Below are 13,072 nucleotides of genomic sequence, written 5' to 3' on the forward strand. Positions count from 1 at the left end.
ATGTCCTGGAACACCTTGCAGCAAAATCGCGAAGCGCGATTGCAGCGCGCCCGTACGGCGTTGGGCAATGAACTGGACGGCAAAAGCCTGCCGTCCGCGCGCATCGCCGATCTGCTGCATGCGGTCATCGAATGCGGCGACCGCGTTTGCCTCGAAGGCAATAACCAGAAACAGGCCGATTTTCTCGGCCATGCGCTGGCCCATTTGAATCCGGAGCGCGTCAACGACCTGCACATGCTGCAGTCGGTGCTGGCGCTGCCGGAGCATCTGGACGTCTTCGAGCGTGGCGTCGCTTCGCGGCTGGACTTTTCGTTCTCCGGTCCGCAGGCGGCGCGCGTGGCACGGCTGGCGTCCGCCGGCAAGCTGAATATCGGCGCCATTCACACCTACCTGGAACTGTTCAGCCGCTACTTCATCGACCTGCCGCCGCGCGTGTGCCTGATCGCGGCGGAAGCGGCGGACCGCGACGGCAACCTGTACACCGGTCCGAATACCGAGGATACGCCAGCCATCGTGGAAGCGACGGCGTTCAAGCAAGGCATCGTCATCGTCCAGGTGAACAAGATCGTGGACAAGGTGCCGCGTGTGGACGTGCCGGGCGACTGGGTGGATTTCGTCGTGCAGTCGCCGCGTCCCTATTACATCGAGCCGCTGTTCACGCGCGACCCGGCGCAGATTTCGGAAATCCAGGTGCTGATGGCGATGATGGCCATCAAGGGCATCTACGCCGAATACGAGGTGCAGCGCCTGAACCACGGCATCGGTTTCGACACCGCCGCCATCGAACTGCTGCTGCCGACCTATGCGGAATCGCTTGGCCTGCGCGGCAAGATCGGCAAACACTGGGCGCTGAATCCGCACCCGGCGCTGATACCGGCGATTGAAGCGGGCTTCGTCACCTCCATCCATTCCTTCGGCTCGGAACTGGGCATGGAGGAATACATCCACGCGCGGCCGGACGTGTTTGCGATCGGACCGGACGGCACCATGCGCAGCAACCGCGCCATGTGCCAGGCTGCCGGCCACTATGCCTGCGACATGTTCATCGGCTCGACCTTGCAGATCGACTTGCAGGGCAATTCATCCACCGCGACGGCCGGCCGTATCTCAGGCTTCGGCGGCGCCTCCAACATGGGGGCCGACGCGCGCGGACGGCGTCACGCCAGTCCGGCGTGGCTGAAGGCCGGCGAGCAGGCGCGCGCAGGCCGCAACACCATCCCGCGCGGCCAGAAGCTGGTGGTGCAAATCGTCGAAACCTTCCGCGAACACATGCAGCCGGCCTTCGTGGAAAAGCTGGACGCGTGGGAACTGATGGAACAGGCCAGGATGGCCATCCCGCCGGTGATGATCTACGGCGACGACGTCACCCACATCCTGACCGAGGAGGGCATCGCCAACCTGCTGCTGTGCCGCACCGACGAGGAACGCGAGCAGGCGATACGCGGCGTGGCGGGCTACACGCCGGTGGGCCTGGGACGCGACGCGCGCATGGTGGAAAACCTGCGCGACCGCGGCATCATCACGCGGGCGGAAGATCTGGGCATCGACAAGCGCCAGGCCACGCGCGACCTGCTGGCCGCACGCAATATGAAAGACCTGGTGCGCGCATCGGGCGGTTTGTACAATCCGCCCAAGCGTTTCCGCAACTGGTAAAGGAGCACGAAGATGGAAACCTTGAACTATCGATTTGAAAACGGCACCCACCGCCTGAGCGCGCCGCCGGAAGTTGTGGGCGTGGTCGGCTCCGGCAATCTGGAAGTGCTGATCGAGCCGGCGGCGCTGGATGGCGCCTGCAGCATCGAGATCACCACCGCCGCTGTCGGTTTCGGTCCGATCTGGGAAGCGGTGATGCGCGACTTCCACGCGCGCTGGCTGCTGGCCGACACCCGCATCTCCATCAATGACATGGGCGCCACGCCGGCCGTCGTCAGCCTGCGCATGGACCAGGCGGTGCAGACCATGCTGGGAGACGCGCCATGAGCCGCCCTGTCAGCTATCAGGAAGCGACCGCGCGCGAACGCTTGCAGCATCTGTTCAACGCCGGCAGTTTCGAGGAATTCATTCCGCCGTCGGAGCGCGTGACCAGCCCTCACCTGGCGCAGCTGAACGCGCCGGTGGCGTTTGACGATGGCGTGGCCATCGGCCGCGCGTTGCTGGGCGGTGTGCCGGTGTACGTGGCGGCGCAGGAAGGCGCCTTCATGGGCGGCGCGGTCGGCGAGGTGCACGGCGCCAAGCTGGTTGGCCTGCTGCGCAAGGCGGTGGCCGACAAGGTGGCGGCCGTGGTGGTGCTGGTGGAATCGGGCGGCGTGCGCCTGCACGAAGCCAACGCCGGCTTGATCGCGGTGTCGGAAGTGATGCGCGCCCTGCTCGATGCGCGCGATGCCGGCGTGGCGGTGGTTGTGCTGGTGGGCGGCGCCAATGGCGCGTTCGGCGGCATGGGCATTGTGACGCGTTGCGCCAATGTGGTTGTCATGTCGGAAGAAGCGCGGCTGGCGATGTCCGGTCCCGAGGTGATCGAGACCGCCAACGGCGTTGAGGAATTCGATTCGCGCGACCGCGCGCTGGTGTGGCGCACAACGGGCGGCAAGCACCGCTATCTGCTGGGCGATTGCCAGCGCATCGTGGCCGACGACGTGGCGGCGTTCCGCGCGGCGGCGCAGGAAGCGGTCGGGGCGCTGGCGGATGGCGCGACCGGCTTGACGCTGGAGGCGCTGGAGGCCGAGCAGAAGATGCTGGAGGATCGCCTCCACAGCTTCGGCGCCCTGCACGATCCGATCGATATCTGGAGCGCGATGCAGATGGCGGATGCGGAGAATATTCCGATGCTGGATGTGGACAGCTTTATCGCGGCGGCGGCAGCGCACCGCAAGGGAGTCTGAGATGGACTGGAAAAAACTGGCCGATACGCTGTTCCCGCAAGGTCACACGATCGTCGAGAAAAATGAATTCCTGAGCGGCGACGCGCAGGTGGATGGCCAGCCGGTGGCGGTAATCGGCACCACCGGTCATACGCCGATCGGCGTGGAGATCGCCCTGGCGCAGGCGCAGGCGATCCTGCGCACGGTGCGCGAGTTCCCGGGCCGGCCAATCCTGATGCTGATCGATACGCAAGGCCAGCGCTTGCGCCATCGCGATGAGATGTTGGGCATCAACAGCTACATGGCCCACCTGGGCAAGTGCGTGGATCTGGCGCGCCGCAAGGGGCACAAGATTATCGGCCTGGTGTACGACCAGGCGCTGTCCGGCGGTTTTATCACCAGCGGCTTGATGGCGGATGCCTGCCATGCGCTTCCCGATGCGACCATCCGCGTGATGGGTTTGCCGGCGATGGCGCGCATCACCAAGGTGCCGGAAGAGGTGCTGACCGAGCTGGCGCAGAGTAATCCGGTGTTTGCGCCGGGGCCGGAGAATTATCTGCGCATGGGCGGATTGGAGTCGATCTGGAATGGCGATCTGGCGCAGCATTTGCGTGCCGCGCTGGCGCAACCGGTTGCGGGCGATCAGCGCAGCGCGCTGGGACTGCAGCGTGGCGGACGCCGCTGGGCGCAGCCGGTGATTGATGCGGTGCTGTCGGGCAGCCATGTTCAACGCGCATAAAGATTTCGAGCGGCATATGCTGGTGTGGCTGACCGCAGCTGGTTGGCACGCCGCGATTGCCGCTGCGCGCGATGAACACAGGACCGCGCTGGCGCTGTGGGAAAGTCAGGATTGGCCGGTCGTGGTGCGTCGGCTGGAGGCGGATGTGGAGGCGGATGAGATTTGTCTTGGCCTGCCGCTGCCGCCGCATGCGGAGACCGGCCACAAGGTTCGGATCGGGCTGCGCGCGCGCGTTGCGGATATCCGCAAGACCGCGCCTGCGGTGGCGTTGCGGTCGGCCGGCGAGCATTTCGCGGCGCTGTGCGACGAGGCCGGAGCGCTGCAATTGCGTGTATATGGCTCGCTGGCGATGCAGACCTTGACCGGCTTGCAGTACGTGTCGCCGGCTTCGGATGTGGATGTGCTGTTTCACCCTGCCAGCCGGGATCAGTTGGCGGCTGGCGTGGCGCTGCTGGCGCGGCACGGGGAGCGCCTGCCGCTGGATGGCGAGATTGTTTTCCCCGGCGGCGCGGCGGTGTCGTGGAAGGAGTGGCGGATGGCGATGGCGCATCCGGCCAAGGTGATGGTGAAGGAATTGCAGTCGGTGCGCCTGGCTGATACCGCGTCGCTGCTGGCGACGCTGGAGCCGGCATGATGCGCGCGGCGCAGACTGGCATGCCTGGCGTGGTCGGCGCGACCGGACGCGATAGGGTCTTGCGCGCTCCGTTGATACCGGCGATTCCGCTGGGCCGCGCGCAGAAGCAGGCATTTGCGCGCGAGGTCGCGCGGCTGGCGGTGCGCAGCTTGCACGCGGAGTTGTGCCTGTATCCGAAGCCGGGGCTGGTGTCGCCGGTGGACAGCGGCAGTCATGACGATATGGATGCGGGCACGTTCATGCGCAGCATGTTCGCGCTGCGCCACTACTTCAGAAAAATCTGTTTGGCAGGATTGAACGATGCGCCGTTTGCGCAGCTGAAGCAGCTGGGCATTGCGGCGGAGGCGACGATGCTGAAGGCGACGCGCGGCATCAACACGCATCGCGGCGCGATTTTCAGTCTCGGCCTGCTGTGCGCCACCGCCGGCCGCGCCCGCGCGCAAGGCACGCCGATGACGCCCGCCGCCCTCCGCGCCGCAATGCTGATCCGCTGGGGCGAAGAACTCGCCATGCACGCCGCGCCTGCCGCCAACGAAGCTGCACCGATTCCGCCATCGCGTACGCAGCTGCGCGACGGCAAGGCGAAGGCGGCGACAGTACCGGCGCAGGAGGTGGTGGCGGAGCCGCTGAGTAACGGTTTGCGTGTGGCGTCGCGGTATGCGGTGAGCGGCGCGCGGGAGGAAGGTGCGCTGGGATTGCCGTCGGTGTTCGAGGTCGGCGTCCCTGCCCTGCTGGCAGCGCGGGCGCGAGGCGCAACCGTCACCGAGGAGCGCGTCGATACGCTGTACACCTTGATGGCCCACATCAGCGACAGCAACGTCTATCACCGCGCCGGCCCGCAGGGCGCGCAAATCGTGCGCGATCATGCCGAATGTTTTCTTGCGCAGGGCGGCACCGCCCACGCCAACTGGCGCGAAGAAGCGGTGGCCAGCCATCACGTCTTCATGCGGCACCGGCTCTCGCCCGGCGGCGCGGCGGATCTGCTGGCGGCGTGCTGCCTGGTGCAGTCCATCGCAACATTGGACAACAAATGAGTCGCGCGCGACTCCTGCTGCTGTGTCCCGGCCAGGGCGATCAGCACCCTGAGATGTTCAACCTCGCGCGCACAAGTGGCGCGGCGAGCAGCCTGCTTGACCAACTCGATGTACGGACCGATGGCGACATTTTCGCCAACCGTAACGCCCAGCCGCTGATCGTGGCCGCCACGCTCGGCATGTGGGAAGCCGTCCGCGACTTCGCGCCGCCGCCCGCGCTGGTGGCCGGCTACAGCATCGGCGAACTGTCCGCGTATGGCGTCGCCGGCGCCATCGCGCCAGCACAGGGCATCGCCTTGGCCGCACAGCGCGCGCAATTGATGGACGCCTGCCAGCAGGCCGCACCGGGACAGGCGTTGTTGAGCATCACGGGCCTGACGTTGGCAAACGCGGGCGCGTTGGCAGCGGCCCACGGCTTTCACATCAGCATAGAAACGGGAGAAGACACCTGCATCGCCGGCGGCCCCGCCGCACAGGCGGAAGCATTACAGCTGGCGATTGAGGCAAGCGGCGCGCGCAGCCGCCGCCTGCCGGTGAAAGTCGCGTCGCACACAACCTACATGCAAGCCGCTGTCGCACCATTCGCGGATGCGCTGCGCGCCACACCATTCCGGCCGCTGCGGGCGCCGGTACTGGCCGGCGTGGACGCGGCGGCCGTCGAAGACCAACCGCGCGCCACCGACACCCTGTCGCGCCAGCTGGCCGAAAAAATCCGCTGGCTCGCCTGCATGGACGCCGCCGCCGAAGCCGGCATCACCGTGGCGCTGGAACTTGGTCCCGGCGCCGCCCTCTCCCGCATGCTGCAAAACCGCCATCCGCACATCGCCACCCGCTCGGTGGCCGACTTCCGCACACTGGACGGCATCCGCAAATGGCTGGACCGCGCCACCGAAGACTGATCAGCGGTTGTTCTGCGCCGCCCACGCCATGATGTTCGACGCATCCATCGCGCCCGGCTGCCGCGCCACCTCGCGTCCCCCCTTGAACAGGGCCAGCGTCGGAATGCTGCGGATCGCGTAGCGCGCCGCCAGATCCTGCGCCTGCTCGGTATCCACCTTCACCACGCGGAACTGCGGTTCCAGGCGCTGTGCGGCCTGCGCGTAGAACGGCGCCATCGTGCGGCACGGACCACACCACGGCGCCCAGAAATCCACCAGCACCGGAATGTCGCTGCGCTCGATATGCTTGAGGAAGCGCGCACTGCTCAAATCCACCGGCGCGCCGGTGAACAAGGCCTTCTGGCACTTGCCGCACACCGGCTCGGCCGCCAGCCTGGCGGCCGGCACGCGATTGACCGCATCGCAATGCGGACAGACTATATGCAGCGACTCCGGCTGCGCGTTGGTGGTACTCGTCATGTTCATCTCCAGACAGCTGACTACGAGCTGAGCATGATAATCCAAGGACGAAAAAAATGCCGCGCCGCGCGAATTTGCTTCGCGCGCGCGGCCAATCAGGGCTTACGCTGCTGCTGGGGGCGATCAGGTCTCTTTACGAGCGCCAGTCTGCTTGCTGCTCTGGGCGGCAGCTTGGGCGGCGGTTTGGGCCGGAGTGGCCTGCCCTTGAAGATTGCCGCTTTCGCGGCTTTCGGTGCCGTTCTGGCCGCTTTGCAGCGACTGCTCGCCGCGCATGTAGCGGGCGCCGTCGGTGCGGAACGGATCGGTGAATTTCTCCACTGCGTCCTGATGGCTGCGCAGCGTTTTTTCCGTTTCTTCCGAGGTGACGCGCGCTACTTCATCGGCCAGGGCCTTGGCGGTGCGGCTGGTTTCCTGAATGTGCTCTTCGGCGACTTTGGACAGGTCCACCTGGGTGTCGGCGGCGATGCGCGACAGGTGCTGCTGATACGAGCGCAGCTTTTCAGCGGTGGGCTGGGCGTGCGCGGCGGCGGCGGCCAGCGCTTCGGTGGCGCGGTGCGAGGTGATGACCTGCTGGCCGGTCTGGGTGGTTTCCTCCAGCAGGGTTTGCGCCAGTTGAATGTTCAAATCGCTGTACTGCTGAACGGTACGGAACAGGGACTTGGACATATCGTTAAAGAACGACAGTTGCGCCTCCATGTGGGTTTTAGCGGCGGGGGTGACAGTTTGGGAAAATGGGTACATAGATTTGCCTCGAAAGTAAGGTGCCTGGAAGTTGTCCACGCCACGGAATGCAGCGCGAACGTCAAGGCTACGTTAGCTCGATTTGCTACGTTTGATCTGCGTCAAACGTTACCTACTTCCCACCCTGGCGGCGCGATTCAATCAACAGCCCGCAGGTAAACAGGAATATGCCTGTCAGAAAATACCCCGTGACTGTCGGAAAAGTCGCCACGCCGTTGAAACCCACAGCATCCAGCACCGGCGCAGTCCGCGCCTGCGTCGCCACGTACATGCCGAACAGGAACAGCGCCAGGAAGGTGCGCGCGGTCCGGCTCAGGCTGCCCAGCAGGCCGGCCGCCGCCGACAGGGCCAGCACGCCGCACAGCAGCGCGGCCGCGCGCAACGGCGTGGTCGCCAGCCAGCGCACCAGCACCGGCGCGGTGAACAGCAGCGCCAGCAGCATGGCGGCCAGCCACTGTGCCGCGTAGGCGCGCTCGCGGCCGCCCGGCGTTGCCGCGTTCAGTGCGTCGACGTCGTACTGCATGTCGCGCACGCTGATCTCGCTGATCAGGATGCCCCAGATAGCGATGGCGGCGATGACCAGCGCCCCCAGCGCCGCGCTGTCGGCCACGCAGCCCCAGACGAGCAGCGCCAGCGCCGCCGCGACCGCCGCCGGATTCGTCACCAGCACCAGCGCCAGCAAGGCCAGCGCGCGGCCACCCACACCAGGGACGCGCGCCGACCATCCAAACAGCGGACGCGCCAGCCGCGCGCAAGGACGCAGCCAGCCGTTGAGCAGCGCCAACGGCGACCAGCCGCCACGCTGCGCACGCACCTTGACGCGGTCCGGCGAAAAGCGGTGGAACAGCGGTATCGCCAGCAGCAGCGGCAACAGCGCGCACACCGCGCTGCCGACGCGGGTCCAGATGATCTGCGTGGTCCACAATCCATCCGGCAGCAGCACCGCCGAGGTTGTGACATCGAAGGTGCCGCCGCCGACCACCAGGCCTTTTGACGGCAGCACCACCTGGATCGCCTCGATGACGGCGCCGATGCCGGAGAAATCCAGCAACAGCACCGGCGTCCACTGCTGATGCGCGATGGAGGCAGCCGCGCCGGCGGCCAGCTGCGCCATCCAGACGACGAAATACAGCACGTCGCCGCCCTTGCCCATCAGCGGCGGCCAGGCCTCGAACAGCAGCACCATGCTGGCGGTGAAGAACACCAGCGGCAGCAGCACCAGCGCATAGGTTTGCAGATAAATCCCGAGCTGGATCGGCCCTTCGCCGCGCAGCAGATGCAGCACCAGCATGGTGGCCAGGAAGATCAGCAGCAGTCCGCACAGGTAGGCGACATTGCCCAGCCAGCGGCCCAGCAGGAACACGCCGGAAGCCAGCGGCGTGGCGGCCAGCACGGCGCCGATGCCGCTGCGCATATCCTCGTTCATGCGGCCGCGCGCCAGATAGAAGCCGGCCAGGCCGAAGAACAATCCTGTCAGCGCCGCGCTGCCGATGGCCAGGCAACTGCTGGTGTAGGCCACGCGCGCGTCGTCGCTGACGATCATCGCCTGGCCCTGCTGCGGATCGCCGACCATCAGCCAGGTGAGCACGATCAGCGCCAGCACCGCCACCAGCGTGCCGACGCGCCGCATGCGCAGCCGCACTTCGGCCAGCAGCAGCGCCTTGAGCGCGTCGCCGAACAAGGGAGCAAAGGCCGGCGTCATACCACCAGTTCCGCGTGGTCGCGCAGCGCGTAGCGTTGCGTCATCAGGGCTTCCTCCAGCGTCGGCTCGGCCGGCGCCGCACCGGCCAGCGGCGATGAAGGATGGGCGATGCGCAGCGTGATGCCGTCCGCCTGGCGCTGCGCCTGCAGCACCTGCACCCTCGCGCGCAGCGCTTCGTAATCCTGCGGCGCCACCGTCACCGACCACACCTGGCTGCGCGCGCGCTGCACAAAGCTGTCCGGGGTATCGCAGGCCACCAGCCGGGCCTGCTTCATGATCGCCAGCCGGCCCGCCATGTTTTCAATATCGGAGACGATGTGGGTCGACACGATCACCAGCTTGCGCAAGCCGATCTCCGACAGCAGGTGGCGGAAGCGCAGCCGCTCTTCCGGGTCCAGACCGGCGGTCGGCTCGTCGACGATCAGCACATCCGGATCGTTGAGCAGCGCCTGGGCGATGCCGAGGCGGCGCTTCATGCCGCCCGAAAAACCGGCCGCCTGGCGGTGTGCGTGGTCGTGCAGGTTGACCACCTCCAGCAACCGCCGGATGCGGGCCGGATCGCGCACGCCTTTCAGCGCGGCGAAGTACTGCATGAATTCCAGTGCGCTCAAATTCGGATAGACGCCGAAGTCCTGCGGCAGGAAGCCAAGCCGCGCGCGCATGGCCTCCGGCTTTTTCACGATGTCCACGCCGTCGAACAGGATCTGGCCGCTGGTCGGCCTGGCGATGGTGGCGATCATCTGCATCAGCGTGGTCTTGCCGGCGCCGTTATGGCCGATCAGGCCCACCACCCCGGCCGGCAAATCCAGGCTGACATCGTCCACCGCGCGGACATTCTTCCCAAAGGTCTTGACGACATTCCGTAATTCGAGCATGGCACTCCTGAAATGAAAACGGGGCCGTTGCCGGCCCCGCAAGCTGGAGATTTATTCTACCTTGTTATTTAAACAGCGCCGAAGCTTTTTGCACCGTGATGGCTATCCCGATGGCGAGAGGAATACCTACCGCCAGCCAGCCGAAAGCCACCGCCACCGGACTGGTGACGCCGGTCGACGCCACCACCGAACCGGTGGCCGCGGCGGCATCGCGTTCGTGCGCCAGCTTCTTCTCGGCCGCCAGTTCGGCGTCGCTCATGAAGTGCTTGTCGGCCAGCGGACGCACCAGCAGATTGCACACCAGGCCGACCAACAGCAGGCCGGCCAGCACATACATGGTGATGTCGTAAGCCTGCGCCTTGGCGACGCCATGCTCGATCTGGTACTCGCGCACGCCGCTGATCAGCAGCGGTCCGAACACGCCGGCCGCCGACCATGCGGTCAACAGCCGGCCGTGGATCGCGCCCACCATCTGCGTGCCGAACAAGTCGGCCAGGTAGGCCGGCACGGTGGCAAAGCCGCCGCCGTACATCGACAGGATGATGCAGAAGAAGATCACGAACAGCGCCAGGTGGCCGGTATGCGCCATGGTCGGAATCGACGCATACAGCGCCAGACCCAGCACGAAGAAGATGCCGTAGGTGGCCTTGCGGCCCAGGAAGTCCGAGCACGAGGCCCAGAAGAAGCGGCCGCCGATATTGAACAGCGACAGCAGGCCGGTGAAGCCGGCCGCAATCGCGGCGATCTGCGCTTTCTGCGCCGTGTTCAGTTCATTGAAGGACAGCGGCAGGTTCAGCAACTGGCCGCCGAAGATTTCCTGCAGCAGCGGCGACGCCATGCCGAGAATGCCGATGCCGGCCGTCACGTTCAGGCACAACACCCACCACACCAGCCAGAATTGCGGAATGCCCCACACCTTGCTGGCGTGGACATGGCGGGTGGTGATCATCGCGTTGCCGTTGGCGGCGGGCGGCGTCCAGCCGGCCGGTTTCCAGCCGGTCGGCGGCACGCGGTAGGCCAGCGCGCCGGCCAGCATGAAGACCAGGTAGATGGCGGCCATCACCAGGAAGGTCTGCCACACGCCCACCGAATCCGGCGTGGCGAAATGCTTCATCAGCTTGTCGGCCAGCGGCGCGCCGATCACGGCGCCGCCGCCAAAGCCCATGATGGCCATGCCGGTCGCCATGCCGCGCCGGTCCGGGAACCACTTGATCAGGGTCGACACCGGCGAGATGTAGCCGAGGCCCAGGCCAATGCCGCCGATGACGCCGGAGCCCAGCCACATCAGCCAGATCTGGTGCTGGTACACGCCCAGCGCCGAAATCACCAGGCCGCCGCACCAGCACACGGCCGACACCACGCCGGCCTTGCGCGGACCGGCATGTTCCAGCCAGCCGCCGAACAGCCAGGCGGACAGGCCGAGGAAGACGAAGAACATGGTGTACATCCAGTTCAGCATCGAGATCTGCCAGTCGCAACTGGACGACAGTATGCGTTCCAGCAGGCCGATGTCCACCGGACAAGCCAGCGACTCCTTGATGCCCAGGGCTTTCGACAGCGGCAGCCAGAACACCGAAAAACCGTACGCCATGCCGATGCACAGGTGAATCGCCAGCGCCGCCGGCGGCACCAGCCAGCGGTTGAAGCCGGTGCCCGCGACCGTACGTTCCTTCTCCAGAAAATCAAACAAAGCCATGCACTTTTTCCCCGATTAGTGTTTCTTATGAACAATATGGGGCGCAAGGATAGCACAAATGCAATGCCTAAGGAACGCGTTTCAGGTCGTCCAGCGTGAACCAGAGTTCCTTGCGTTGTAACGGCGTTTCAGGCGTCAGCAAGGGGTTGGGAAGGTTGATCAGCACGCGCTTGTCGAGCCGTGCCTGGCGGATTTGCGCGCCGTAGTAGGTGTGAAACAGTCTTTCAAAACTGCCGTCGGCCAGCGCAGCTTCCAGGCCGCGCCGCAGCGCCTCGGCCAGCGCCGGATTGTTACGGTTGACGAAGAAGTAATCGGCGGTCGGATAGCGCAGCACCACGTAGGGATCCACCACCAGCTCGGGATGGTGGGCGGCTTCCGCCCAGACTTCATTGACCGAGCGCGGCGCCCAGTCGATGCGGCCGGCGTTCAGCATGCCGAACATGGTGCTGTAGACTGCGGCCGGCTGTACCGTCAGGCCGCTATGGCGCAGGATCTGCACGTCCGGCCAGTCCTGGCCCTGCCCTGCCGTGTAGGGCAGCAGGTCGTCCAGGCCGCGCACCGACTCCAGCAGCTGCTTGTGATCGGCGCGCAGCAGGGCGATGCGCCAGCCGATCAGGCCGCGCGTCAGCGGGATGCGCACCGGCAGCAGCCGGGTCTCGCGCTCGGCCGAGGTCATGGTGCCGACCACGTCGATGCGCCCCTTGCCCGATTGGAGTTCGACCAGGGCGCGGTTCTGCTGCATGCCGGTGGCGGAGGCCTCGGCGCGATATTGGCCGCCGGCCTTCTCCAGCGCCAGATGCAGCAAGGCGATACCGTAGTCGCCCTGCGCGCCGTCGCCTTCCACGCGGGGATAATGGACGACCACAGGGGCGGCGGCAGCCCATCCGCTCCAGCACAGCAGCAATATGATCCACAACGCACGCATGACAGTCACTTCTGGAAGGAATCTGTCTTGATGCTGCGCCTGCGGTCCGCCGCTGTCAAGCTGACAAGAATAATTGCAACATGGCTGCGCTTAAATTTTAATCAGCGCGTGCATTCCCGCGCAGAAACGTGTAAACTGACGTTTATTGCCGAAGGGAAATATCATGGCCATCGCCGCACTCAGCTCAGGAGTTACAGGTCTCAACGCCGCACAACGCGCGCTGGGGAACAGTGCGCACGCGATCGCCAACATCGGCACCCAGGGTTTCCAGCCGTCGCAGGCCAACTTCACCGAAAATGCTCCGGCCGGCACCGGCGTCTCGCTCTCTCTCCAGGCCCAGCAACTGCTGCAGGTGGCTGGCCCGACGCCCAGCGCCAGCGCCACCAACCTGGCGACCGAAACCACCAACTCGCTGGTTTACAAGGCGCAGTTCGACCTGTCGGCCAAGGTGGTCCAGGCCGCCGACCAGAATCTCGGCACGCTGATCGACATCAAGGCTTGATCGCCGGT

General features: G+C 65.9%; 14 protein-coding genes. 8 read left to right on the plus strand and 6 right to left on the minus strand.

The window, feature by feature from the left end:
- From mdcA to GJ698_RS17925, 7 genes are read left to right on the plus strand one after another with little or no spacing between them, the layout of a single operon-like run.
- Entirely contained in the window at positions 1-1,653 is a 1,653-nt protein-coding gene (gene mdcA / locus GJ698_RS17895) for a malonate decarboxylase subunit alpha (RefSeq protein WP_154359215.1), read from the plus strand.
- A 12-nt stretch (positions 1,654-1,665) separates the two neighbouring features.
- Entirely contained in the window at positions 1,666-1,980 is a 315-nt protein-coding gene (gene mdcC, locus GJ698_RS17900) for a malonate decarboxylase acyl carrier protein (protein WP_154359216.1), read from the plus strand.
- The gene (locus GJ698_RS17905; protein WP_154359217.1) at positions 1,977-2,879 is read left to right on the plus strand and encodes a biotin-independent malonate decarboxylase subunit beta; all 903 of its coding nucleotides are present in this window, start codon (positions 1,977-1,979) and stop codon (positions 2,877-2,879) included. Before mdcC ends, GJ698_RS17905 begins: the two co-directional genes overlap by 4 nt.
- Position 2,880: 1 nt before the next feature.
- A complete protein-coding gene (mdcE, locus tag GJ698_RS17910; RefSeq protein WP_154359218.1) occupies positions 2,881-3,597 on the plus strand; it encodes a biotin-independent malonate decarboxylase subunit gamma in 717 nt (238 codons plus the stop codon).
- Positions 3,581-4,231, plus strand: coding sequence for a malonate decarboxylase holo-[acyl-carrier-protein] synthase (gene mdcG, locus GJ698_RS17915; protein WP_229260048.1), 651 nt, complete (start codon positions 3,581-3,583; stop codon positions 4,229-4,231). The genes mdcE and mdcG overlap by 17 nt, the downstream gene beginning before the upstream one ends.
- Entirely contained in the window at positions 4,228-5,265 is a 1,038-nt protein-coding gene (gene mdcB / locus GJ698_RS17920; RefSeq protein WP_229260049.1) for a triphosphoribosyl-dephospho-CoA synthase MdcB, read from the plus strand. Before mdcG ends, mdcB begins: the two co-directional genes overlap by 4 nt.
- Entirely contained in the window at positions 5,262-6,164 is a 903-nt protein-coding gene (locus GJ698_RS17925; protein WP_154359219.1) for an acyltransferase domain-containing protein, read from the plus strand. The genes mdcB and GJ698_RS17925 overlap by 4 nt, the downstream gene beginning before the upstream one ends.
- Here the strand turns inward: GJ698_RS17925 and trxC are convergent, their stop codons facing one another.
- The 6 genes from trxC to GJ698_RS17955 form a co-directional block, all read right to left on the minus strand.
- Positions 6,165-6,623: a thioredoxin TrxC gene (gene trxC, locus GJ698_RS17930; RefSeq protein WP_154359220.1), complete on the minus strand. Its 459-nt coding sequence runs from the start codon at positions 6,621-6,623 to the stop codon at positions 6,165-6,167.
- A gap of 123 nt (positions 6,624-6,746) precedes the next feature.
- The gene (locus GJ698_RS17935) at positions 6,747-7,364 is read right to left on the minus strand and encodes a phasin family protein (protein WP_154359221.1); all 618 of its coding nucleotides are present in this window, start codon (positions 7,362-7,364) and stop codon (positions 6,747-6,749) included.
- 112 nt (positions 7,365-7,476) lie between these two features.
- Positions 7,477-9,066 (minus strand): ABC transporter permease, encoded by a 1,590-nt coding sequence (locus tag GJ698_RS17940; protein WP_154359222.1) that lies wholly within the window; start codon positions 9,064-9,066, stop codon positions 7,477-7,479.
- Positions 9,063-9,941 (minus strand): ABC transporter ATP-binding protein, encoded by an 879-nt coding sequence (locus GJ698_RS17945; protein WP_154359223.1) that lies wholly within the window; start codon positions 9,939-9,941, stop codon positions 9,063-9,065. Before GJ698_RS17945 ends, GJ698_RS17940 begins: the two co-directional genes overlap by 4 nt.
- A 64-nt stretch (positions 9,942-10,005) precedes the next feature.
- Positions 10,006-11,637: an OFA family MFS transporter gene (locus GJ698_RS17950; RefSeq protein WP_154359224.1), complete on the minus strand. Its 1,632-nt coding sequence runs from the start codon at positions 11,635-11,637 to the stop codon at positions 10,006-10,008.
- Positions 11,638-11,704: 67 nt separating this feature from the next.
- Entirely contained in the window at positions 11,705-12,562 is an 858-nt protein-coding gene (locus tag GJ698_RS17955; RefSeq protein ID WP_154359225.1) for a substrate-binding periplasmic protein, read from the minus strand.
- Positions 12,563-12,725: 163 nt separating this feature from the next.
- On the opposite strand from GJ698_RS17955, the gene GJ698_RS17960 reads away from it, so the two are divergent.
- The gene (locus tag GJ698_RS17960) at positions 12,726-13,064 is read left to right on the plus strand and encodes a flagellar basal body rod C-terminal domain-containing protein (RefSeq protein WP_154359226.1); all 339 of its coding nucleotides are present in this window, start codon (positions 12,726-12,728) and stop codon (positions 13,062-13,064) included.
- Positions 13,065-13,072 lie beyond the last annotated feature (8 nt).

The sequence above is a fragment of the Duganella aquatilis genome, from assembly GCF_009674565.1.
GTDB lineage: Bacteria > Pseudomonadota > Gammaproteobacteria > Burkholderiales > Burkholderiaceae_D > Rugamonas > Rugamonas aquatilis.

Coding starts and splice junctions, on each gene's coding strand:
- mdcA (WP_154359215.1), top strand. CDS start 1: ATGTCCTGGAACACCTTGCAGCAAAATCGCGAAGCGCGATTGCAGCGC.
- mdcC (WP_154359216.1), top strand. CDS start 1,666: ATGGAAACCTTGAACTATCGATTTGAAAACGGCACCCACCGCCTGAGC.
- GJ698_RS17905 (WP_154359217.1), top strand. CDS start 1,977: ATGAGCCGCCCTGTCAGCTATCAGGAAGCGACCGCGCGCGAACGCTTG.
- mdcE (WP_154359218.1), top strand. CDS start 2,881: ATGGACTGGAAAAAACTGGCCGATACGCTGTTCCCGCAAGGTCACACG.
- mdcG (WP_229260048.1), top strand. CDS start 3,581: ATGTTCAACGCGCATAAAGATTTCGAGCGGCATATGCTGGTGTGGCTG.
- mdcB (WP_229260049.1), top strand. CDS start 4,228: ATGATGCGCGCGGCGCAGACTGGCATGCCTGGCGTGGTCGGCGCGACC.
- GJ698_RS17925 (WP_154359219.1), top strand. CDS start 5,262: ATGAGTCGCGCGCGACTCCTGCTGCTGTGTCCCGGCCAGGGCGATCAG.
- trxC (WP_154359220.1), bottom strand. CDS start 6,623: ATGACGAGTACCACCAACGCGCAGCCGGAGTCGCTGCATATAGTCTGT.
- GJ698_RS17935 (WP_154359221.1), bottom strand. CDS start 7,364: ATGTACCCATTTTCCCAAACTGTCACCCCCGCCGCTAAAACCCACATG.
- GJ698_RS17940 (WP_154359222.1), bottom strand. CDS start 9,066: ATGACGCCGGCCTTTGCTCCCTTGTTCGGCGACGCGCTCAAGGCGCTG.
- GJ698_RS17945 (WP_154359223.1), bottom strand. CDS start 9,941: ATGCTCGAATTACGGAATGTCGTCAAGACCTTTGGGAAGAATGTCCGC.
- GJ698_RS17950 (WP_154359224.1), bottom strand. CDS start 11,637: ATGGCTTTGTTTGATTTTCTGGAGAAGGAACGTACGGTCGCGGGCACC.
- GJ698_RS17955 (WP_154359225.1), bottom strand. CDS start 12,562: ATGCGTGCGTTGTGGATCATATTGCTGCTGTGCTGGAGCGGATGGGCT.
- GJ698_RS17960 (WP_154359226.1), top strand. CDS start 12,726: ATGGCCATCGCCGCACTCAGCTCAGGAGTTACAGGTCTCAACGCCGCA.